The organism is Demequina aurantiaca (assembly GCF_050598105.1).
Taxonomy (GTDB): Bacteria; Actinomycetota; Actinomycetes; order Actinomycetales; family Demequinaceae; genus Demequina; species Demequina aurantiaca_A.
In genome coordinates this window covers 352,499-374,881 of record NZ_CP192436.1, presented here as the reverse complement: position 1 = coordinate 374,881, position 22,383 = coordinate 352,499, and the positions used below count along the sequence as shown (strand labels likewise).

19 protein-coding genes and 1 tRNA gene are annotated in these 22,383 nt (G+C 63.3%); 9 read left to right on the top strand and 11 right to left on the bottom strand.

The window, feature by feature from the left end:
* The first annotated feature begins 64 nt into the window (after window positions 1-64).
* From ACQU6B_RS01710 to ACQU6B_RS01690, 5 genes are all read left to right on the top strand, one after another.
* Entirely contained in the window at window positions 65-1,231 is a 1,167-nt protein-coding gene (locus ACQU6B_RS01710; RefSeq protein WP_430868318.1) for a competence protein CoiA family protein, read from the top strand.
* A gap of 307 nt (window positions 1,232-1,538) precedes the next feature.
* Window positions 1,539-1,937, top strand: coding sequence for a hypothetical protein (locus tag ACQU6B_RS01705; RefSeq protein ID WP_430868317.1), 399 nt, complete (start codon window positions 1,539-1,541; stop codon window positions 1,935-1,937).
* A gap of 70 nt (window positions 1,938-2,007) precedes the next feature.
* A complete protein-coding gene (locus tag ACQU6B_RS01700; RefSeq protein ID WP_430868316.1) occupies window positions 2,008-3,078 on the top strand; it encodes a DUF932 domain-containing protein in 1,071 nt (356 codons plus the stop codon).
* 88 nt (window positions 3,079-3,166) lie between these two features.
* Window positions 3,167-4,105, top strand: a complete 939-nt coding sequence (locus ACQU6B_RS01695; RefSeq protein ID WP_430868315.1) for a DUF4192 family protein — start codon at window positions 3,167-3,169, stop codon at window positions 4,103-4,105.
* 190 nt (window positions 4,106-4,295) lie between these two features.
* On the top strand, window positions 4,296-5,030 hold the full coding sequence (locus tag ACQU6B_RS01690) for a tyrosine-type recombinase/integrase (protein ID WP_430868314.1): 735 nt from the start codon (window positions 4,296-4,298) through the stop codon (window positions 5,028-5,030).
* A gap of 484 nt (window positions 5,031-5,514) precedes the next feature.
* Here the strand turns inward: ACQU6B_RS01690 and ACQU6B_RS01685 are convergent, their stop codons facing one another.
* The 3 genes from ACQU6B_RS01685 to ACQU6B_RS01675 form a co-directional block, all read right to left on the bottom strand.
* Window positions 5,515-7,041: a deaminase gene (locus ACQU6B_RS01685; RefSeq protein WP_430868313.1), complete on the bottom strand. Its 1,527-nt coding sequence runs from the start codon at window positions 7,039-7,041 to the stop codon at window positions 5,515-5,517.
* Window positions 7,042-7,518: 477 nt separating this feature from the next.
* On the bottom strand, window positions 7,519-8,844 hold the full coding sequence (locus ACQU6B_RS01680; RefSeq protein ID WP_430868312.1) for a hypothetical protein: 1,326 nt from the start codon (window positions 8,842-8,844) through the stop codon (window positions 7,519-7,521).
* Window positions 8,845-9,276: 432 nt separating this feature from the next.
* Window positions 9,277-9,438 carry a helix-turn-helix transcriptional regulator gene (locus ACQU6B_RS01675; RefSeq protein WP_430869263.1) on the bottom strand — a complete coding sequence of 54 codons (162 nt, stop codon included), beginning with the start codon at window positions 9,436-9,438 and terminating at the stop codon, window positions 9,277-9,279.
* A 174-nt stretch (window positions 9,439-9,612) separates the two neighbouring features.
* Between ACQU6B_RS01675 and ACQU6B_RS01670 the strand changes: the two genes are divergently transcribed.
* Together ACQU6B_RS01670 and ACQU6B_RS01665 are read left to right on the top strand one after the other, a co-directional pair.
* On the top strand, window positions 9,613-10,248 hold the full coding sequence (locus tag ACQU6B_RS01670; protein WP_430868311.1) for a helix-turn-helix domain-containing protein: 636 nt from the start codon (window positions 9,613-9,615) through the stop codon (window positions 10,246-10,248).
* The gene (locus ACQU6B_RS01665) at window positions 10,241-11,398 is read left to right on the top strand and encodes a tyrosine-type recombinase/integrase (protein ID WP_430868310.1); all 1,158 of its coding nucleotides are present in this window, start codon (window positions 10,241-10,243) and stop codon (window positions 11,396-11,398) included. Before ACQU6B_RS01670 ends, ACQU6B_RS01665 begins: the two co-directional genes overlap by 8 nt.
* A gap of 65 nt (window positions 11,399-11,463) precedes the next feature.
* On the opposite strand, the gene ACQU6B_RS01660 is transcribed toward ACQU6B_RS01665, so the two are convergent.
* From ACQU6B_RS01660 to tmk, 4 genes are all read right to left on the bottom strand, one after another.
* Window positions 11,464-11,536, bottom strand: a tRNA-Thr gene (locus tag ACQU6B_RS01660).
* 40 nt (window positions 11,537-11,576) lie between these two features.
* Entirely contained in the window at window positions 11,577-13,145 is a 1,569-nt protein-coding gene (locus tag ACQU6B_RS01655) for an alpha/beta hydrolase (RefSeq protein ID WP_430868309.1), read from the bottom strand.
* Window positions 13,146-13,257: 112 nt separating this feature from the next.
* The gene (locus ACQU6B_RS01650; RefSeq protein ID WP_430868308.1) at window positions 13,258-14,394 is read right to left on the bottom strand and encodes a DNA polymerase III subunit delta'; all 1,137 of its coding nucleotides are present in this window, start codon (window positions 14,392-14,394) and stop codon (window positions 13,258-13,260) included.
* Complete coding sequence (tmk, locus tag ACQU6B_RS01645) at window positions 14,391-15,041, bottom strand: dTMP kinase (protein ID WP_430868307.1); 651 nt, start codon at window positions 15,039-15,041, stop codon at window positions 14,391-14,393. Before tmk ends, ACQU6B_RS01650 begins: the two co-directional genes overlap by 4 nt.
* A 174-nt stretch (window positions 15,042-15,215) precedes the next feature.
* On the opposite strand from tmk, the gene ACQU6B_RS01640 reads away from it, so the two are divergent.
* A complete protein-coding gene (locus ACQU6B_RS01640) occupies window positions 15,216-15,911 on the top strand; it encodes an SGNH/GDSL hydrolase family protein (RefSeq protein WP_430868306.1) in 696 nt (231 codons plus the stop codon).
* Between the two features lie 37 nt (window positions 15,912-15,948).
* Here ACQU6B_RS01640 and ACQU6B_RS01635 read toward each other — a convergent pair whose 3' ends face one another.
* The gene (locus tag ACQU6B_RS01635) at window positions 15,949-16,968 is read right to left on the bottom strand and encodes a Gfo/Idh/MocA family protein (protein ID WP_430868305.1); all 1,020 of its coding nucleotides are present in this window, start codon (window positions 16,966-16,968) and stop codon (window positions 15,949-15,951) included.
* Window positions 16,969-17,217: 249 nt separating this feature from the next.
* On the opposite strand from ACQU6B_RS01635, the gene ACQU6B_RS01630 reads away from it, so the two are divergent.
* Window positions 17,218-17,961: a DUF998 domain-containing protein gene (locus ACQU6B_RS01630; protein ID WP_430868304.1), complete on the top strand. Its 744-nt coding sequence runs from the start codon at window positions 17,218-17,220 to the stop codon at window positions 17,959-17,961.
* Window positions 17,962-18,003: 42 nt separating this feature from the next.
* On the opposite strand, the gene ACQU6B_RS01625 is transcribed toward ACQU6B_RS01630, so the two are convergent.
* From ACQU6B_RS01625 to topA, 3 genes are read right to left on the bottom strand one after another with little or no spacing between them, the layout of a single operon-like run.
* On the bottom strand, window positions 18,004-18,891 hold the full coding sequence (locus tag ACQU6B_RS01625) for a hypothetical protein (protein ID WP_430868303.1): 888 nt from the start codon (window positions 18,889-18,891) through the stop codon (window positions 18,004-18,006).
* Entirely contained in the window at window positions 18,888-19,424 is a 537-nt protein-coding gene (locus ACQU6B_RS01620) for a sigma-70 family RNA polymerase sigma factor (RefSeq protein WP_430868302.1), read from the bottom strand. The genes ACQU6B_RS01625 and ACQU6B_RS01620 overlap by 4 nt, the downstream gene beginning before the upstream one ends.
* A gap of 57 nt (window positions 19,425-19,481) precedes the next feature.
* Window positions 19,482-22,259 (bottom strand): type I DNA topoisomerase, encoded by a 2,778-nt coding sequence (gene topA, locus ACQU6B_RS01615; protein ID WP_430868301.1) that lies wholly within the window; start codon window positions 22,257-22,259, stop codon window positions 19,482-19,484.
* Window positions 22,260-22,383 lie beyond the last annotated feature (124 nt).

Sequence of the window (22,383 nt, the reverse complement as noted above, 5' to 3'; positions counted from 1 at the left end):
AGACACCCTCGCATCGGCGGCTTGGTTCCTGCCCGACGACCAGGCTCGCGACCAGCGTGCCTACGTGAAGCAACTCGTAGTTTGCCCTGTACCCGGTTGCGAGGCTCCGTTAACAACCGTTGCCAGGACCAAGCGCCGCGACGGATTGCGCCACTTGAAAGATTCGGGCGGGCACTCACGTGAGAGTCTCGACCACGCCAACGGTTGCGCAGCAATCCACGATTGGCTCTCGACGAAGTACCCAAACTCCACGGTTCGCCGCGAGGAATACTCCTCCCCGCTCGGTGAACGTCGCGCGGATGTCCTCATCACCGGACGCAAAAACGACCGAATTGCATTCGAGGTGCAATACAGCGCGATCACCCCGGCACATTGGCTGGAGCGCCACGAGTCATACCGCAGCCAGGGAATCATCGACGTCTGGCTATGGGGCCACCGGGGTAGCAACCTCAATGCCGTCGACCTCGACCGCGTGAGCCTTACCCCGGCGCAGCAAGCACTCGTCCAAGAATCCATGCCCTTGCTCTTCATCAACCCTGAGCAACGCGCTATCGCCATCGGGACTGAACTCGAAGAATGGCTATCCGACACCGACGAGTGGGGTAGTCGAGACGTGACCGTGCCAGCAAGCTCTCAATATGCAGATCTCGAGGTTCACAGGCTCGAAAGCTTTGGGGCTGACCCAAAGGCAGGAATTACCTCGCCGAGACTAGAAGAACTCTTCCAGACCCGCGACCGTCTCCAACTCCACAACTCTCAGGTGATCGCGAATCGAGCAGCTGCCGCGGCTCGCGCAAAGACCCTTCGCCTCGAGCGCGAACGCACTTGGAAGCTAAAGAGAGCGCCTGAACAGCAACGCATACGTGAACTGCTTGGTCGTGATCAACGCTGGAATCGGAGTGAGGCCCACTCCGCCATCGTCGACTACTTCAACGCCTACCTCCGTGATCGCATATTGAGTTACCAAGGCGACACCGCCGGAAACTTTTGGCTTACGCAATGGCAATGCGTCGTGTACTTCGACCTCATCGCCGGTCAAAGCAACATATTTGGCGTGTTCGACGCGAAACGCGCGATTCAATCACGAGGCGTGAACATGGGCCAGCCGGACGCGTTGAAGATCATCGCCCGATACCTGCACTATCTTGCGGACAACGGCTACCTGCAGAGAGTTACCGGAGCGCGCGGCTACTACGACTTCAAGCCCACTGAAGGTGGCGCATGGTGGTAGACGCCTCCATCACCACCACCGAAGGCAACTTGGAGCGAAGAAGGAATGGGCCACTCGACGGCCCGCTAAGCCTTCACCTGAGGGAAGGAGCAAACTGGCTCGCAAAAGCGCCGCGGGCCCCAGCGCCCGTGACTTTGGTCAACGCGAAACTCACACGTTTCCACGCCCTGTAGGCCACGCTGGTAGTAGAGGGCTGGCATTTGTTCACCAATTGCGCATCAATGAGACTTAACAAACGACTCAATTCTCTATAAAAGAGGATGTAATCGCTGGTATAATTGAGGTAGCGCAACCGCAGGTCTGCCCGATGCAGATCGTCGCCCATCAGGGCCGGTTGCGTTTTTCTATTGAGAGCCCGATTCGCCACGTGCGGTCGGGCTTTTTCTATGTTTGGAGGAAGTACATGGCAATACAACACGGTGATGTGATCGCAGTCGTTGCCCGTTGGCTCGCGACCGCTCGCGATGAGCTACAGGAACTAAGTGCGGATGCTCGAGTGTTTGTTACCGATACCCGCAACAGATGGTCGAATGACCCCGCCTTCAGAACCTCAGTTCTGCGTGCAGGTCTCACCGCACTGATTGCGGCAGCCGTACGTGGCCCAAGAGCAACGGTGCTCTGGGTAATACAGACGCTGTTGAGCCTCGTGCTCGCTGTCATCGAAGCGCTCGACCAGCGCCCGTCCCAATGCGCCGAGGCGTTCTAACCACCAACCCCACCATCAGCCCCGAGTCCTTCATTGGACCGGGGCTTTTTTGCGTCCTAAGGAGGACATCATGAGCAAGGAAACACTGCAACACCTGAATAACCAGACCCTCATCGGTCACACGGATGCGCGCGGCAACGCGTGGCATTACCGGGCAGATCTTCAAGGAGACGAACCTAACCACTACCCTGGGGCCATTCCAGTGGCAGACGTCTCCAGGAGGCTCTTCGATTGGCACGCACTGTCCCTGCCGTTGGCCGTGGAGCTGCCTGCAGGTCTCTCAACAATGACTCACTTGAACGCCAACGGAGAGCCCGTGTGCTGGCAACAGGTGGAGGGCAAGCAGGCCATCGTCAGGTCAGACCGCACGGATGGCCATGTGATGGGGATATTCGGTGAAGGCTATGCGCCTCACCCCTACCGCACATGGCTGCTGGACACAGTGGCGAACCTGTTGGACGACGAGCTGTCCATCAGCTCTGCCGGGCTCCTACGCGACGGTGCAGTGGCATGGGTCGAGGTTTCCGTACCCGAATCCATCGTGACCGAAGAGGGAGTGGTCTTCCGACCCAATCTCCTAGCGACTACGGCGTTCGACGGGTCACTCGCCACCACCTACAAGAGGACCGTCACGGATGTGGTCTGCGACAACACGCGTGCTGCTGCGCTCAAGGAGGCAAGCCCGACGGTCAAAGTGCGTCACTCCCGCTACTCGATCATGAAGCTCGCCGACGCACGCTCAGCACTGTCCGTCGTCTACGACACCGCAGACGCATTCTCTGCCCAGGTTCACGAACTGTGCGCCACAACGGTCAGCGCCAAAGTGTTCGCGGCATTCCTCGACGAATGGGTTCCCACCAAGAATGACCGCGGTGAGCCAATCACCGGTAAGTCACTCACTTTGGCCGACAGGAAGCGCTCAGAACTGGAGCGCATGTGGCACCACGACCCCATGGTCGCGCCGTGGACCGGCACCGCACACGGCGTGCTTCAAGCGGTCAACACCTATGAACACCACTCGCGACCCGTTCGCGGTGCCAGCAGGCCCGAACGCAACATGCTCCGCAGCGTCAAAGGAGACTTCGACGCCGTCGACATTAACGCCCATCGAGTACTGAACCAGGTACTCGCGTCCGTCTAAGCACACCACCCCACACTCCCCCGGCCCCACACTTCCTGTCTTTCTGGCAGGCGGTGTGGGGCCTTTCTCATTTCAGAAAGGCACCACCATGTCCATCGATATTTCCACCACCAACCAAGCGACCCATGTCGCGACCATCAACGAGCTCATCGGCTTCACCCCCAAGGACGCGCTCGTAGTCCTGTCCCCCACTACTCCCCGAGCCGTTGCCGTCATTCCCCTGGAAGACCTCGACCCTGAACGCATCGGAGAGGCCCTCGAAGTCGCACTCAGCCTGTGGAAGCCAGCCATCCCTCGGGACGTGGTCACCGTCTACTTCAGCGGCCTCCCCGAGGCATCATTTCGCCATCTGGACGACGCACTGCGTGTGCAGTACGACGCATATTCAATACGGAACACTGGCACGTTCTACATCGCTCCCCAGGACGCCACTGGAGCCTCCACGGGTGCGCTGGTGGCACCGGCCTCAGGCAGCGCACGAGAGCGTGCACAAGAGGCCCACAACGCAGCAGAGCCAGACTTCTCCGAGTATCTGCGCGGCCTTGACCACGCCCACTACGGAGGCCTGGTTCCCGCCAGCATTGTCGGCGCTGCAGCACGGTGTCTAGCCGTCATCGAGATGCGGGACATGGCCTGCGTGCTCATGACTGGCACTGAGCTGCCGCAAGAGTGCATCGACGGCATCAAGCCGCTCGACGCCACTGTCGCGGGGCTGGCGATGGACCGCATCGTCGACCCTGAACTGGCGTGGAAGCCCAGCGAGGGACTCGCGACGCACGTGGAACTGCTGACCGCGTTGGTGGCCCACATGCCACCTGAAGCCTGTGCACCGGCACGAACACTGCTGGGCCTTGCCGCGTGGTGGAGCGGAGACAACACTCTCGCGCTCGACCACCTGCACTACGCGTTGAAGGCCGACCCGGACTACCGCCTGGCACGACTGGTGACAGCCACCATCCACATGGTGGTCGAACCCGGTTGGCTTGCCGCCTCCGCGACTAGCCACGCCTCCTCACCCCAACGATAGATAAGGACTCATCATGCTCAAGCAACGACCCATCAGAGCCACCCTGTACCCACCCACGCGTGGCAGAAAGGCTCACTCCCTCACCTTCAGTGAGTACTACGCCGGATACGCAGGGCGGCAAATCTGGGCACCACAAACCGAACGAGGCAGCAACCTTGTGGCAGCCCACTTCATGTTCCGAGACACCGCCATGGAGACACTCACGGCACGGGACATTGAGACCTGGGTCAAGGCCATGCACTCCCAAGGCCTCGCACCCACGACCATCCGTACACGGGTGGCCATCATCCGCGCCGTACTGACCTCCGCGGTGCGGGACGGGTACATACCTTCGAACCCCTGCACGGGTGTTCGGCTGCCTCGCATCTCAAGGCGGGCGACCAGCGTCGCGTTGCCCAACGAGACGGCTATCGCCAGACTCATCGCGACATCGGAGCCCACTTTTGCGGTGCTGTTCGCCTTGGCTGCGTATGCCGGGTTACGTCTCGGCGAGGCTCGAGCTCTCACTTGGGGCGATGCCGACCTGAACGCGGGAAGGCTCACCATCGGCAAGCAACTCCAACAAGTACCCGGTGGAGGCTGGACCGAGAGTCCACCCAAGTACGGGTCGTTCCGCACCGTGCCCATCTGCGCGGAACTCAAGGCAATCCTGCTGCCCGAGGAACGGGAGGAGGGTCGCCTCGTCGTCGAAGGGCGAGAGGGCGGCCCTGTGCATCCGGGAAGCGTTCAACGTACTTGGCGAGAACAACGTGAATTATGTGGGTTGCCGCCCACGTTCCGGCTGCATGACTTGAGGCACTGGTACGTATCGCGGCTTATCGGAAAAGGTACCGACATACTGACGATTCAACGCCGAATCGGCCATGCGCGAGCATCCACCACGCTCGACGTCTACGCTCACGTATGGCCCACGCAGGTTGCGTAAGTGTCGCAAACCTAACGAACCTTCGTCAGCCAGTCCCGGTCTCGCCAACATGGTGGGGCCGGGGCTGGTTGCCCTTTTTTTTGCTCGAAATCAAGTACAGATGTCGAGCCAAACTCGATTGCCGGTTAGAGCAACCGGGGCACACCCTTGCCAGATATCTAGCGCGAGTGATTACCGGTTAATGCCGAGCCGTTCGCGCTAGTCGACGGGGCGGCAGAGGCCATCAAACTACCTGTTCGCTCGGAACCGACCGCTCGCATTGGGGAAGGAGAAGGCACGCCCGGTCGAGCATTCTGGGGCAGATCTGAAACGCGCTGTGTTGCGCCCGATACGAGGTTCTGCAACCAATCATTCTGAGCCATCGCAACTATCTCCTTCAGTGTTCCAGTGTGGAATCATTCAAGCAGAAACGTCAGACATCCTGTAGCGCACCACGCACTACCGAGCCAAGTGCATCCCGCTTCCACATACTCTAGCGCTCCAACTAATCGAGCCAGCTCAACTCGCTAATCAACAGGTCTTCCGCGCTTATGAAGGTACTGCCCGGCGCGCGTTCAGAGAGCGTGCGCGGCTTCGATGTGCTTGCGTCCCATCGCACATACTTTCCGGAATGGCTCTCGCGCTCTCGACCTTGCATCGCGAACATCGCATCGAAGAGCCGTGGAGAGAACCCGGAGAAGGCCTCGAAGACGACACGGTCTCGCCTCTGCGGGTCATCCGTTGTTTGATCGGCGTACATGCTCGAAACCATTGACTTTGGATACGGGTCTACGTACACCACTCGAGCGATACCTGACCCGATGATGAGACGCGCACATTCGTGGCATGGATACGTGGTCGTGTAGAGAGTGGTTCCGCCGATCGGTGTACCTCTCCGAGCTGCAGTGCAAATCACGGCCATCTCGGCGTGCAGAATACGCCCGAACTCAAGTAGGTCAGCGATACGGCTACTCGAAATGGGCCCTGACTTATCAAGAGCTTCACGCGCCAGGTCAGCCGGTTCAGACGCAGCTCGTTCTTCAGATAGCCAACCGCCCGCGTCCTTGAGTCGCCCCATCAGGTCCGAAACCAATTGAGACTTTTCTTTGTCGTTGAAATCGTAACCCGAGGTAAAGTCACGGTGGTCTGGCTCGTCACCCTCCCAATACTGGCCTCCATGAGCGCGTGGCACGTCATTTGTCCCCGCAACGAGGACCTCCCCGTCGCCGTCAACCACGACTGCGCCCACTTGCCGACCTCCAGCAGACGATCGTAAGCGGGCTCCGAACGCGTAGAACATTGCAAGTTCATCGCGGGTAGGTGTCGAAAACGGCGCACCAAAGTAGGTCTGCACAATCCGCTCTACGGACCTCTTGTAGTCAAACCCTTGTCGGACACAAACGTATGCATCGGCAAGCTGGTACGTATCACGCACTCGTTGCCCGTCCGCCCTCGAACCATCCTTCTCGTCGCGCTCGATCAGTTTCGTGGCTTGAGACTCGTACCATGCAGCGGGCTTGTTCGGGACCTCGGCCTGAAGCCTCAGCTTGATCGCTGAGAGCCTCTCAGATCGCGGTGCCCAACTTCCGATCAAGAGGAAGCGAGGCCCGTAGATAGTTCGAAATACCTCCACCTCTGCCGGATGCTTCAGTTGCCGCACGATCGTGGCTACGGCGTAGCGCTCCTCTGGAGCGTCGCCCTCCTCGCCGTCGAACTCTTGAATACGTTCGCTACTGATCAGCGCAACGGCAAGGCGCGCCGCGGCCCCCGCATCGTTAACCTCATACCGAAACGCATCACCTAAGTTCATCAAATTCTCGATAGGCGATTCCGATGGCTCCAGTTCCCCCAGCTTCAGCCCGAGCGAATCGACCAACTGGCGTATCTCTCCGCTCAATCGGACTGCTCGTGAGTCATAGGCCACGCAGCGAAGTGCCGCTTCAATTGCAGTTTGGATGCCCTCAATATCGGTCCCGAGCGCTCCTACTAGCCCGATGACTAATTCAGGCCGAACAGGTCGTTCAACGTTCATTTTGGTCCAAACCTTATGAGTCGCATGGAATCGTGAATCCGTCACCGCTTGTGCGTTGTGCGTTGTGCGTTGTGCGTTGTGCGTTGTGCGTTGTGCGTTGTGCGTTGTGCGTTGTGCGTTGTGCGTTGTGCGTTGTGCGTTGTGCGTTGTGCGTTGTGCGTTGTGCGTTGTGCGTTGTGCGTTGTGCGTTGTGCGTTGTGCGTTGTGCGTTGTGCGTTGTGCGTTACGTTACGGCATTCTCGGCACTCAGCACGGGGAACGGCCCTTCCGCTTGGGAGAATGCCCGGTTCGGGTTCACATGAAGACAGTTGTTTTCCGTTACTGCAACGTCGTGTCGAGTGAACGTGAGACGAATCAGCTCGGGAGCCACACCCACGATCAACTCGTACACACATTAAGAACTCCCCCCCCGCCTATATATCTACTTGTTAACTAGATGTGTGTACAAGTTGCCGCCTGTTGGCCGAAGGTGGACACCTATACAGAGGACGGTGGCGTGCCAGGCGTCGGAGCATCATGAGATATCCGTAGCACCACGCCTCGGTCCTTCACGACGTTCTCGGCGTCTCGGATGGCCGCCTGGTGAGCCCTTGGCATTTGCCCCTCATACGGTTGGACTCGTCCTGGATACCAGCGGGTACCACGCACTTCCGCCATCCCTGTCTTCTCCAATGCGGAGAGATGACTCTTAACGGTGACAGGGTTGAGTCCGAATATGCCTACGAGACCGTCAACCGAGTTCCCGGGCTCGTCCCACAGACTTTGATAGATCAGCCCCACCCATTTGCCGAGCCCAGTCTTGTCGCGAAAGGTTTCGTGCAGAATCCAGTCTCCTGCCTTGAAAACGTGCGGGTACTCCAGAGGAACTGCATCGAAGCACAGGCGATACGTCCTTGCTAATCGCATAGGACCGCGTTCGAGACCGAGCACCGGGGGTGGTGTTACATCGACGACGAGACCTAGATCTTCGAGCACTTTGAGTGCCGTATTTACCGTCGCGAGGCTAGCTATCTGCGTTCGCAAGGACAACTCGCGCACAGACGCATCAATGATGGCTTTACCCGACCGCTCCGCAATTTGCATCAACGCTTCCGCCACACACAGGACGGCGGGTCGTGACTTGCTCCTCGAACTACCGAGAATCCTCATCCTTGAGTAGGCACGGTAGGAGTCAAGCGGGAGGAGAGTGGTGTTAGTGATCCTCGCCTCAACCCATCCCCATAGGTACTTCGTGAAGTAGGTGTCGTCTTCAAACGAACGGTCCTCCCGCGCGCCCAGATACGCGGTGCTAATACCAAACTTCGAGCACTTGAGAAGCGCGAGCGTCTCGTCACTCGTCCATTTCGCGCGATACAGGGCAGCCACTACCCGCGTAAGAGGCTGGCTACGATCATCGTCCTTTGCAACACCGGCTTGGATGAGGTCGAGAATCCTCGCATTCAGAGGCTTCACCCGCCGGGGGTCAACTATTCGCTTCTCGACCTCATGAAGGCTGTTAGGCAACACCGGTGTCGAACGCGCGGTACGCGACCGATGGAGCGCCCCAGGGGGACGAAGCCCCCGCGTGCCGTTTTCGCGAACATCACCTCCCAGCGCCTTGGCGACCGCTTGCCATCGCATGCGCTCGTCGACGTTCCTCATCATGGCGATCACGTGCGATTTTGGCTGTCCATCCTCTGAAATTCCCCCACTTGAGCAGAGCACTGATTGAATGCCCGCGAGCCGCAACTTCAGGTGGAGCAACATGGCGTCTGCCGCGGAGCCCGCCTTGTCAAAATCAACGCCCAGCACTTCCTGCCGCATTCGTACGAAGAAGGGCAGGTCGCGGTGCACCAACTGCTCGATAGAGAGCCAATCTCCCTGGTCGTTCGCCCGACTCGCGTAGCTCGGCGCGTTGGGCTCCGAAGATAGACGACGTGCAATTCGAACTACCGCCTTTTCATCCTCAAGGCTCAGTCGACCTGTCCCCGTTGTCCCGCGAGTGAGTGATTCATTCGCGTCACACGACGAGTCCGGCGCAGCGCCGTCCTGCGCGCTACTCGTCATCGCCGTAGATCAAAAACGCCCGATACTCGCGGCGGCATTCGGTGTGCCACCACGCGTCGGGAATCTCAGGCAGCGAAATCTTGTGCACCGCGTCACCTTCGTTGATCTGCCCCGTACAACCCGGACAGCGAGCGTCATAGTTCCAGCGAGCGATTCCTTGCTGGTCTCGCCACTGCGAGCGGGAGGCCATTAGGAGACACCGCGAGCACGCTTGCCCACGCGACTCTGGGAATCTAGCCAGGACTCGACGTCCTGCGCCCGGTAGCGCAGATGCCTGCCCAAGCGGATTCCCCGTGGCCCCTTGCCTTGAGTTCGCCATCCATAGAGCGTTTGCTCGGGCACTCCCAGCATCTGCGAGAGTTCGCGAACACTGAGGAGTTCTCGTATGGGGGCTGCCGTCGGTTGAGTAAGTTTCATCATCCCTCGTCTGTGTCTTAGCGACACGCTGAGTTGCATGTCCGTGTAGTCTTGGAACAGTACCGCCGATTGCCTCATATACACAACCGCTAGGAGATTAACGTCACCATGACACAGTCGATAAAGTCCAAATCTCAGACCTGGAGCTCCGAGTGGACGCTACGCGTAGGTGCCAACCTCGCCGCCCTCCGCGAGCAGGCGGGCGTGTCCGGTCAGCAGTTGGCGGACCTCACCGAAGCTCACGGCGATGAGATCAGTCGGTCAACCATCGCGAATCTCGAATCGGGGCGGAAGTCGTCAGTCTCCGTAGCGGAGATCGCCCTCCTAGCCGCAGCACTTGGTGTCTCACCCATGCGGCTACTATTTGACCCAACGGGAAGCGAAGTCGAAACACTCCCCGGCCTCACTACGTCACAGGCCGAGGCCGCCGACTGGTTCGCGGGCCTCAAGCAACTTCCAATCGACAGTTCAGACGCCTCAACCGAGCCCGAATTTTCTGGGCCCCTGCCGTTATACCGTCGCCACACAGAACTCTCCGAAAAGATCAGGTCCTTTACGACCACGCACGGAGAAACTGCTCCCGTGCCTGATGATGAGCACGCAGATTCAGCCACGTTGTACCTGCGCCTGCTTGTTTCTCAGCTCGAATCTGTGCGCAATGAAATGAAGGTTTCGGAGTACAAAGCCCCCGAGCTACCAGCCGACCTGAGAATCCCGATTTGGATATGGCGCGGACATGCCTAGACCCCCGCTCCCCGTCGGGTCTTGGGGCAAGATCAATCTTCGAGCGGTGAAGGACGGCCACTGGCGTGCGCGCACGCGGTATCGAGGAGACGACGGCCACACACGCCAGGTGGAAGCTTGGGGTAGGACCCGTGCCGGAGCCGAGCAAGCGATACGCGAAAACCTCGCAACCCGCGTTGAGCGCACCGGCACGACGATCAACTCTGAAACCAGGCTCGAAGACCTCGCCCGCTTCTGGCTGCAAACAGAGGTCGAAGGTTCTGACCGCGCGTCCAACACTCGGAAGCGGTACAAAGAGATCGTCGAGAAACGCATCATCCCGGGTATTGGAGGACTACTCGTCCGCGAAGCCACGGTGGCGCGACTGGACGCGTATGTGACGAGCGTCGCTGCGGACTCGCAGTCAACCGCCAACCTTTGCCGTTCGGTCCTCGTTGGCATGTTCAGGCTTGCGGTACGCCACGACGCCCGCACCTCCAACCCCATGCGCGAGATCCGCACCATCCGTTCCCCCGCGAAGGACGTTCGAGCCCTCACCGCCACGGAAATCAGCGAACTACGCCGCATTCTGTACTCCGACAAGAAGGCCGCACGAGCGGACCTCCCCGCCATCGTTGACGTGATGCTCGCGACGGGCTGCCGCGTGGGCGAGGCTCTGGCCATTCGCTGGTCAGACCTTGACTTAGGCGAAGGCACGGTCATGTTGAGCGGCACCATTGTTCGCGATGACCGCCTCGGACTTATTCGCCAGGACAAGACGAAGGGGCGCAAGCCCCGGGCGATGCGCCTTCCCCCAACAATCGTGACCATGCTGCTGGCAAGGTCCATCGATGGCCTCCCTGGCGGACCACTCGACCTCGTCTTTCCCACTGCACGACTAACACCACGCGAGGTCACCACCGTCAACCGCCAGTGGCGAGACTTCCGGGGACGCCACCCGCAGTGGGAGTGGGTCAGCTCGCACGTCTTCCGAAAGTCTGTCGGCACAGAAATCGAACGAATGCAGGGCATCGAAGCGGCAGCGAAGGTGCTTGGGCACGCGTCTCCACAGACCACAAGGAAGCATTACGTCGCCACGCCGGACCTTGGCCCGGACGTCTCTGGCATCCTCGCTGGACTTGTCCTACCGCTGGACGAAAGCGCGGGGTAAACGCGGGATTGGTGCCCAGTAACAGAAAGACCCCGCACGAATGCGGGGCCTTACCTGCTAGTTTGAGCCGCCTGTGAGAATCGAACTCACGACCTTTTCATTACGAGTGAAACGCTCTGCCGACTGAGCTAAGGCGGCGAACCCGAACAATCTCGGGTCGAGCAGACAGTCTAGCGGGTCAACACTGCATTCCAGAACTCGGCACGACGCCATCGACCATGTAGCCGTCCACGGCGTCGATCACGCACTGGTTCGAGCGCCCGTAGGCGGTGTGCCCCTCGCCGTCCCACTCCAGCAGCGACGCGTTGCCGAGCCGCTCGGTGAGCGACCTCGCCCACTTGATGGGCGTCGCCGGGTCATTCAGGGTCCCGACCACGAGCATGGGTCCGGTACCCGCCGTGGCGTCCAGATTCGTCACGTGCTCGTTCGCCTCCCACTGCCAGCCGTCGCAGCCAATTCCGGCGGCGTACGCCCAGCCGAGGGTGGGCGCGGCGGCCTCGACCGCAGCCGCGTACTCGTTGTACTGCTCGATCGTGTACGGCGCCTCAAGCGGCGTGTCCATGCAACCAATGGCCGTGAAAGCCTCGGTGGAGTTAGAGCTGTAGACGCCAGTCGAGGGATCGCGATCCAAGTAGAAGTTGGCGAGCTGAAAGATGATCGAGGCCGTGTTGGAGCTGATGACCTCGTTGAGCCCCTGCATCAGGTAGGGCCAGGACCCCTCGTCGTACAGCGTCACCGCGATGCCGTAGAACATCAGCGTGCCGTTGACGTCCAGGCTCTCGCCGGAGGGGTAGCCCTGGTCGAGCGCCGTGATCGTCATGTCGTGGATCTGCTGCTTTGCGGCCTCCGTGCCGGAGTCAAGCAGGCATTCGCTCTGCTGATGGCACCACTCGATGAAGTTGCCCAACGCCAACTCGAATCCCTGCGCCTGGTCCACGGAGATCTCCGTGTCTTCCAGCAGGAAGTCAACGGCGCCGTCGAGCGTCATGCGCCCCACGTTTGCCGGGTAGAGCTCCGCGTACGTGGCCCCCAGCTCCGTCCCGTAAGAGAACCCGATGAAATTCAGCTGTTCATCGCCCAGGACGGAGCGGATCACGTCCATGTCGCGTGCCGCACTCACGGTGTCCACGTTTTCCCATACTGCACCGGTGAGCTCGCGGCAGTTCTCCGTGAAGTCCACAAACGTCTGCCGCAGCGAGTCAATGTCCGCTTGCGTGTTGATCACGACGTCGGGCAGGTAGTACGCGTCCAGGGTCGCGCCGTCGCCGCAGTTGACTCCCGCTGACTGACCCACGCCGCGCGGGTCAAACCCGATCACGTCGTACGCGTCCAGGAGCTTGTCCCCGGCGTTGACGGCGAAGTACTCCGCGAAACTCAGACCCTCACCACCCGGTCCACCCGGGTTGATCAGCACGGAACCCAGTCGCTCGTCAGGGTCGAGCGCTACCTGCCGGTTAATCGCTACGCCGAAGGTAGGCCCGTCGGGATTGGCCCAGTCCACGGGTACCTGCACGGTCGCGCACTCGAGTTCGTCGCAGGAGGTCCAGTCGAGTTCCTGGCTGTACACACGGGACTCCCCGGGATTGACCGGCGAACCACTCGTGCCCGGCGCGATCCCAGAACCGCCGGCGGTCACAGTGGGCGCGGCACTCGACGGCACCTGGTCGCGCTCGGGGATGCACGCCGTAGCGACAAGGACGACGACCGCACCCATCGTGACCGTGCGCAGGAACGAGGACTTATTCATGCGCCAAGTTTATGGGTCTCGGCCGCCGCGCGACTACGGTGCGCGTCACCCCGTCGTCGCCTGACAACGGAGCCCCGTCCCCGCTGCGCGCCTCCGCGGCCTCAGGCAGGGGCTACGCGATGGGTCGCAGCGCGAGCGCCATCGCCTCGAGCGCCAGCAGCGGCGCCACGTTTCCCGCAAGGCGCGTGCGCGCCGTGGCGAGCGCATCCAAGCACCTCATCGTGTCGGCGAGAGTGGTCCTGCCGGCGAGCTGCTCGATGTGACTGCGATGCGTCGCGTTGATCAGCTCCACCTGCGCCCCGACCTGGATGGCGGCCACGTCGCGGTAGAGCGACTGCAGGTCGGTGATGGCGCGGTCCAGCACGTCGCGCTTGAACCGCGTCGCCCTGCGCTTCTGGTCGTCCTCGAGTTGCTTCACTTGTGCGCGCAGCGCCGGCGGCAGGCGCCCGCCGTCGTCCGCGCCGAGCGTCCTGAGCAGCGCGTTGCGTTCGTCCTTGTCGCGCTCCTCGGAGGAGGCCTTAGCGTCCTGTTCAGAAACCGAGACCAGGTCCGCCGCCGCGAGCACGGCGTCACCGACCCCGCGAATCTCGGTCGCGAGCGCCACGATCTGATCCCGCCGAGCGCGCGCCTCTGGGTCACGCGCGAGGCGACGGGCGACGCCGATGTGGCTCTGAGCCGCGAGCGCGACCTCGCGAGCCAGCGCGGGCTCCACGCCGTCGCGGTCGATGAGCAGCTGCGCGACCGCGTCCGGGTCCGGCATGCGCAGGTTGATCACGCGTGACCGGGACCTGATGGTGATCGCGACGTCCTGCGCGGCGGGCGCGCAGAGCAGCCACACAGTGCGCGGCGGCGGCTCCTCTATCGACTTCAGGAGCACGTTTGACGTGCGCTCGGTCATCCTGTCAGCGTCCTCGACCACGATCACTCGCCATTTGCCCTGGCTCGGGGCGTTCTGGGCGACCGAGATGAGGCCACGAACCTCGTCGATGCTGATCGTCACCTTCTCGGTGGCGACCAATGTCACGTCCGCGTGTGCACCCGACAACGAGGTGAGGCACTCGCGGCACGTGCCGCAGCCCCCACTGTCGCACTGGAGCGCGGCGGCGAAAGCCCGTGCCGCGTGCGAGCGTCCCGAGCCGGGAGGCCCGGTAATGAGCCACGCGTGAGTCATCGAGTCGATTGACCCCACCGCAGCGCGCAGGGGTGCGATCTGCTCGTCCTGGCCGACGACGTCGTCCCAGACGCTCACGAGTCCGCCCCCTTTGCCGCGGGCGGAGTACCCGGGGCCATCGCGTCCGCCACGGCCGCGGCGACGTCCGCGTGCACGGCCTCGATGGTGCGAGCAGCGTCGATCACGACGTACCTACCGGGATCGCGTGCAGCGAGCGACAGGAACCCGTCGCGCATCGCCGATGCGTGTTCGGCCGTCTCGCGTTCCACGCGGTCCAGGTCGCGTTCCAGGCGGCTTGCGACCGGCTCCATGTCGAGCACCACCGTCAGGTCCGGGATCAGACCCTCGGTCGCCCACAGCGAGATGCGCTCCACCTCGTCTCCAAGGCCGCGAGCGCCACCCTGGTAGACGATCGAGGAGTCGAAGTACCGATCCTGAACAACAACCGACCCCGCCTCAAGCGCGGGTCGCACCAGCGACGCGACGTGATGAGCGCGGTCTGCGGCGTACAACAGTGCCTCTGCCCTGGGTGCCACGTGGCCGCCGTGCATGACGGCCTGGCGCAACTCGCGACCCAAGTCGGTGCCGCCTGGCTCCCTGGTGGTCACGACGTCGTGCGCCCCGCCCTCCGGGGAGCGCAGCAACGCAACGAGGCGCTCGATCTGCGTGGTCTTACCCACGCCATCGCCGCCCTCAAACACCACAAAGAATCCGCGCGAGGCCATGTGGACACGCTACCGGGCGCCACCCACACGCCACGACCGGGAAGGAAAACCTGGGGACCCGCATCGGCCGCAAGGGGCCGCAAACCAAACCGCCGCCGGGCGCGAGTCGAATACTGGGCATACGGTGCTTACCTGCACCGCGCCCGTAAGCCGCGCCCAGTAAGGAGAGTCACCATGAGGATCCGTTGGCCCCTCGTCGCGGTGGCGGCCGCCACGCTTGTCGCCGCCGGCTGTGCGGGCCAGCCCGCACCCGTCGCGGAGCCAGCCACGGCATCGGCCGATGCTCCGGTCGTGTTGTTCCTTGGCGATTCCTACACGGAGGGCACGGGGCTGGCGACGGAGGACCTGCAGTCCCGATGGTCGACGGTCCTGGCAGATCGCCGCGGTTGGCAAGAGGTCAACGCCGGCTGCAATGGTTCTGGGTACACGCGCCCCGGGGCCACCTGTGGGAACACCTACGCCGAACGGCTCCCGTCGCTCGACGCCAGCGACCCTGACATCGTGATCGTGTCCGGCGGGGTCAACGACCTGGGGGCGACGCCGGAGACTATCGACTCTCAGGTGAGCCAGACGTTCACGGAGCTCCGCGACACCTTCCCCGGCGCGCAGCTCTACGCCGTGAACGGGATCTACTACACGGGGAACGAGACACCGCCACTGCTCGACTACCTCAACGAGTCGGTGTCGTCCGCGGTCACCCGAGTGGAAGGAACCTACTTGAACATCGGCGACCCGTTGCTCGGGCACCCTGAACTCATGGCACGCGACGGCCTGCACCCTAACCCCGCCGGTCACTTATTGATCGCTGACCTCACGCAGAGCGCGCTCCAGCAGACCGACGAGTTCACACTTTCCCAGCAGGCGGGTTGAGGCGCCCGCTGGGAAGGTGAACTGCGGAACTAGTGCTCTAGTCGTTCGGGAGGACTACGCCTGCCTGCGCGCGCACCTCATCGAGGATGGCCATGAGCTCGAGCGACTGGTCAAGCGTGAGGAGAGGGCTCTCCTTCTCACCTGCTGCCACGCGGCGCGCGACCTCGGCGGCCTGGTATTGGAAGCCGTTCTCCACGGTGCCGTCAAACGTCCACGGAGTGCCGTCGAGCGGGGTCACGGTCATCACCGTGGGCGCGTAAAACATGTCCGCGAGTTCAATACGACCCTTGGAGCCAGCCACGTGGGCCACGACCGGGGTGCGCGCCTCCATGGTGGTGGTGAGCGAGGCCTGCGCGTTCTTGCTGGGGTAGTCCAGAATCATGGAGATCTGTCCGTCAACGCCGGTGTCGCGAAGGCGACCCACGGCGGTAATCGACTCAGGCATGCCCAGCACGTCGTGCGCGAACTGGACCGGGTAGATGCCCAGGTCCAGCATCGCTCCACCGGCGAGCTCGGGGCGCACCATGCGCTCAACGTGAGGCAGGTACTGGCCATGGTCTGCCGCAACGGAGACGACGTCGCCGATGTCGCCGCGGGCGATCACCTCACGCATAGCGTAGATGTGCGGCAGGTGACGCGACCAGATGGCCTCCATCACGAACACGCCCTTAGCGCGGGCCGCGTCGACGACGAGCTTGGCCTGCTTGGAGTTCTGCGTGAAGGGCTTCTCCAGGAGCAGGTGCTTTCCGGCCTCGATCGCGAGCAGCGCCGGGCCGTGGTGGTTGTTGTGCGTGGTAGCGACGTAGACGATGTCGATGTCGGGGTCCGCGACCAGCTCCTCGTAGGAGCCGTACGCCTTGGGGATCGACATCTCGTCGGCGAAGGCCTGGGCTCGCTCGAGGCTCGAACCGGCTGCGACTGCGACCACTTCGGAGGCGGTGTGGTTGGTGACGGCGTCGGCGAGCTTGCGCGCGATGCCCCCCGCTCCGAGAATGCCCCACCGGTAGGCGGGTGCGGACATGGGGTCAGGTGCGGGCGAAGTGAGAGGAGTAGTCATTCCCTCACCCTAGCAACGCGGACCCCTCAGACCGCACCTCTCGCGACATATTGGTTGTTTCCTCACGCAAATCTCAAGACATCCAACGAAAGTTTCCCTCAGCCGTCTACGTCCGCACCGTAAACCGATGGTGCGCCTCCGCCTCTACGCACGAGCGCGCCAGCGCGAGGGCGGTTTACGGTGCGGACGTAGGAGATAGGTGGAGTCGGGCAGACCAAACCACTCGGAGTCGGCGTGCGAACCGTTGGCATGCGAACTTCTGACCCGCGCATTTCCGCCACGCGCACCACTGACACGCGGCCAATCTTCCGCGCCGTCACGCCACGCCCCGTGGGCAAGCGCAGGCTTCCGATCCGCACCGGGACCCTCGGCGCGATCGCGATCGTCGGAGCGGTCACGTGGATAGGGACGGTCGCGGCCTTTCACCTCATCCGCCCCGACCTCACCCCAGGAAGCGCCTACATCTCCAACTACGCGCGCGGCGACTGGGCGTGGGTCATGCGCGCCGCGTTCTTCGTGAACGCCGCGGGTTGGGCCGCCGCGGGCATCGGGCTGCGGCGCGATCTTCCCAGGTCGCGCGGCGCGAACGCCTTAACGACCCTCTCGTCGGTCGCGGCCCTCGGGCTGTTGGTAGCAGGCGTGTTCCGCGCGGACCCGCTGGGCACACAGGCCCACAGCCTCGAGGGCCTCATCCACGGCCGGGCCGCGGGTGCGTCCTTCATCGCGCTAATCCTATTCGGCTTTGTCGGCTGGGCCGTCTTCCGTCGCGCCGATGCGTGGGAAGCTTGGGCCCGTCCGTCACTGGCCTTTGGCGCTCTCGCGCTGGTGCTGTTCGTGGCGCTCGTGACGTGGCCCGCCGCAGTAGGCGACGGCTTCGGCTGGTGGCAGCGCGCGCTAGCGGCGGTGCTGATCCCGGGCTGGCTGTGGGCAATAGGGCGACGACTGACCACACGCGGCAGCATCAAACACTTGCGCGCGGCCTTCCGCGACTGACGATCCCAAGTAACCCGCGAGTGCGCCTCAATTCGCAAACCACTAGCCCCAGCCACCGTCCGGCCCGACCAGCTCCGCGCCGGGGAGGCCGGCGCCAGCCGTGGCCGGCTGCGTAGGGTCGACGACGATGGTCGCGAGCAGAGGAGCGTCACCACCCGCCGCGGTGGGGGCACCCCAGTATTGGGCCACGAGCACCGAATCCATCGGGTCACCGGGATCATTCGAGATCGAATCGAGCGACTGATCGCACTGCCCGGTACGAGGGATCGGCACACCCGAGCTCGATGAAATTGGGCCAGAGCTGCCTCCTGCGGAAATACCGAAAGCAACCCCCGTGACCGTTTCACCGTCCATCAGCAACGGGACCACCTCAAGTGAACGGACGTCGCCTCCGAGCGCCACGTCCCACTGAGCGGTGTTGGGGTCCCACTCCGTGGTCAGTCCCTCGGGAAGGTCGAGGTCGAGCGGAACCGGCGTCGCAGGCAGCGTCGTGTCCATCGTCTCGCGCAGGGTCGTCAGCTCGGCACTCAGCTCAATCGCGCTTTCGAGCGCCTCAGCGTCGTGCACCGTCACACCCGGCGTGAGGTCGAGGGTGTCGCCGCACATCACGGCGGTATCTCCACGGAGCATCACCTCGGGGTCAGCCTCGCGAGAACCGGGCGCGACCTCAAACTCGTAGGGACCGGCGCTGACGACCGCAGCGGGTTCGCTCAGCTTGGGGTCGTCATTGCCCAACGGCACAAGGGCGAGCAGCCCGACAATCGCGAGCGCCACAACAGCACCGGCACCGGCACCGCCGAGCGCCCGCCTGCGACGGCCTCGCCGCACTCGGTCACCCAGCGTCGCGCGAACCTGCGCGGACTCAAGCCTGCCGGCTGACTCTGCCGCGGCATCGGCGCCGTGGCGTCCTAGCTCGTCGTGAAGGTTCATGACCGGCCCTTCCCATCTTCAACTGACGCGTACTCAACGTCGAACGCGTCTTCCCCTACCGCGATCGCGAGCCGGCCCAGCGCCTCCGACAGGTATCTCTTCACGGTGCCCTCGGCCAGCCTCATCTGCGCGGCCACGGCTGGAACCGTCAGGTCGTCGTAGTAGCGCAGCACCACCGCCGTCCGTTGCTGCGGGGTGAGCGTCGCCAAGGCGGCGCCCAACGCATCGGCCGTCGCGATTCGGTCGGCGTGGTCGGGTACGTCGTCGCGGGCAACCTGCCCCGGTGCGATGCGTCGCCACACCTTCTCGCGGCGCATCCTGTCGATGTGAACGGAGCGCATCGCGGCGCGCACGTACCCCTCGGCCGCTTGCGCGTTGGGGATGCGGCGGCGCCGTGAAAACACCTTGACGATCGAGTCCTGAACAAGGTCCTCGCCGGCGTGCTGCGACCCCGTGAGGAGGTAGCCGTAGGCGGCCAGGCGCGACGAGGCGCGGTCGAGCATCTCGCCTAGTAGCTGGTCGCTCGCTGTCACGTCTGCCCCCCTCGTCAACACACTAACGAGGGAGCGACCAAAAGCGTTGTGGTGCGACTACTCCTTCTCGGGAGCGGCCTTCTTGACCGGGGCCTTCTTTGCGGCCGGCTTCTTGGCCGGTGCTTTCTTGGCCGCAGGCTTCTTAGCTGCGGCGGTCGTCGCCGTCGCCTTCTTGGGGGCGGCCTTCTTAGCAGGCGCCTTCTTGGCCGCCGGCTTCTTCTTGGCAGGCGCGCGCTTCTTCTTGGCGGGACCCTTGGCACGCTTGTCGGCCAGCAACTCGACTGCGCGCTCGTGGTTCATCTCGTCCACGGTCTCGCCGCGCGGAATGGTCACGTTGGTCTCGCCGTCGGTGATGTACTCACCAAAACGGCCGGCCTTGATGACAATCGGCTTCTCGCTCGCCGGGTCAGTGCCCAGCTCCTTGAGCGGCGGCGCAGCGGTGCGACCGCGGCCGCGCTTGGGCTGCGCGTAGATAGCCAGCGCCTCTTCGAGGGTGATGTCGAGCAGCTGCCCCTCGTCCTCGAGCGTGCGCGAGTCCGTGCCCTTCTTCAGGTACGGGCCGTAGCGGCCGTTCTGCGCGGTGATCTCGGAGCTGTCCTCGGGGTCGACGCCCACAACTCGGGGCAGGCTCATGAGCACGACAGCGTCGTCCAGGCCGATGGTCTCGAGCTGCATCGACTTGAACAGCGACGCCGTCTTGGGCCGGTCCTTGGAGTCCTCGGGCAAAACCTCCGTCACGTACGGGCCAAAACGACCCGCCTTGGCGACGATGGTGCGGCCGGTCTCGGGGTGTGCGCCAAGCTCACGCTCGTCGCCGCCCTGCGTGGCGAACAGTTCCTCGGCCTTGGCCACGGTGAGCTCGTCGGGCGCCAGGTCCTCTGGGATTGAGGCGCGCTGCGCCTCCCCGTCTACCTCGCGCTCGACGTACGGGCCGTAGCGGCCGTTGCGCGCCGCGATGCCGTCGCCGATCTGGAAAGTGTTGATGGCGCGGGCGTCGATCTCGCCCATGTTCTCAAGCAGCTGACGAAGGCCCTGCTGCGTGACGTCGGGGCTACCAAAGTAGAACTCCTGAAGCCAGTCCTTCATGGCGCGGTCGCCCGCGGCAATACGGTCCAGGCCGGCTTCCATCTCGGCGGTGAAGCCATAGTCCACCAGGGATGGGAAGTGCTCCTCGAGCAGGCCGACGATGGAGAACGCCAGCCACGTGGGCACCAGGTTGCGGCGCTCGATGTGCACGTAGCCGCGGGAGATGATCGTGTCCACGGTCGACGCGTACGTCGACGGACGACCGAGCTTGCGGTCCTCAAGTTCCTTGATCATTGCGCCCTGCGTGAAGCGGGGCGGCGGGTTGGTCGCGTGGGTCAGAGGCTCGAGGTCGCTCGCGTCGACCGCGTCGCCCTCGGTTACCTGCGGCAGACGGGAGTCGCCGTCGCCGGGCTGCTTACCTTCGTCGTCCTCGTAGCGGGCCTTCTCCGTGGTCTCGATGTACAGCGCGCGGAAGCCGGGCGAGGTCAGGATGGTGCCCGACTTGGTGAATTCGGCAAAGTGACCGACCGAGGACTTCGCGCCGATCGTGATGGTCGAGGTGGTGCCGACGGCATCGGCCATCTGGGAGGCGAGCGTGCGCTTCCAGATCATCTCGTACATGCGGAATTCGTCGCCGCGCAGCTGCGTGCGCAGCGATTCGGGGGTGCGGAACTTGTCGCCTGACGGGCGGATGGCCTCGTGCGCCTCCTGGGCGTTCGAGTCGGCCGATGCGTAGACGCGCGGCGAGGTGGGCACGGAGTCCGAGCCGAAGAGTTCGATGGCCTGCGAGCGGGCGGCCTTGATGGCCTCGCCCGACAGCGTGGGCGAGTCCGAACGCATATAGGTGATGTAACCCTGCTGGTACAGGGCCTGTGCGACGCCCATGGCCTGACGCGCACCCAGGCTCAGCTTGCGGCTGGCCTCCTGGATCAGCGACGACGTGATGAACGGCGCGACCGGGCGCTTCTTGTACGGCTTCGAGGCCACGTTGGTCACGGAGAAGTCTGCGTTAGCGAGGCCGGCTGCCAGCGCACCCGCCGCGCCGGCGGTTAGGTGGTGGGCCTTGTCCGACGTGAGCACGCCACGGTCGTCGAAGTCCTTGCCGCTCGCGACGCGGGCGCCGTCCACCTTGGCGAGCTTGGCCACAAAGCGCGTCCCAGCATCGGGCCCTGCCTTGGCGGCAAACGTCGCCGTGAGGTCCCAGTACTCCGCGGACTGGAACGCCATGCGCTCCCGCTCGCGGTCCACCACGAGTCGCAGCGCGACGGACTGCACGCGACCGGCGCTCGAGCCCTGGCCGACCTTGCGGCGCATCACGTCGGACATGTCCCAGCCATACAGGCGGTCGAGGATGCGGCGCGTCTCCTGCGCCTCCACCATCTCCATGTCGATGTCGCGCGGCGCGGCCATGGCTCGCTCGATGCCCTCGCGGGTGATCTCGTGGAATGCCAGGCGCTTCACGGGCACCTTGGGCTTGAGCACCTCGAGCAGGTGCCAAGCGATGGCCTCTCCTTCGCGGTCCTCATCAGTTGCAAGATAGAGCTCGTCGGCGTCCTTGAGTCGGCGCTTGATATCCGCCACGGTCTTCTTGGCGCGCACCGACACCTGGTAGTAGGGCTCGAAGCCGTTGTCGACGTCGACGCCGTACTTACCGAACGGACCCTTCTTCACCTCCGCAGGCATCTCCCGGGGCTCCGGGATGTCGCGAATATGACCCACGCTCGACACGACGTCGTAGTCGTCGCCAAGGTAGCCGCCGATGGTTCCGGCCTTAGTGGGCGACTCGACAATCACGAGCTTGCGGGTCATGAGACCTACTTTCTGATCAGGTGGTACCGCCCCCAGAATCTAAGGGGTGCGACGGTCACAGAATACATACCGAACACAACCTCGCGACCCGAGGCTCCGTTTGGTCGTTTACCAACTCGACGCT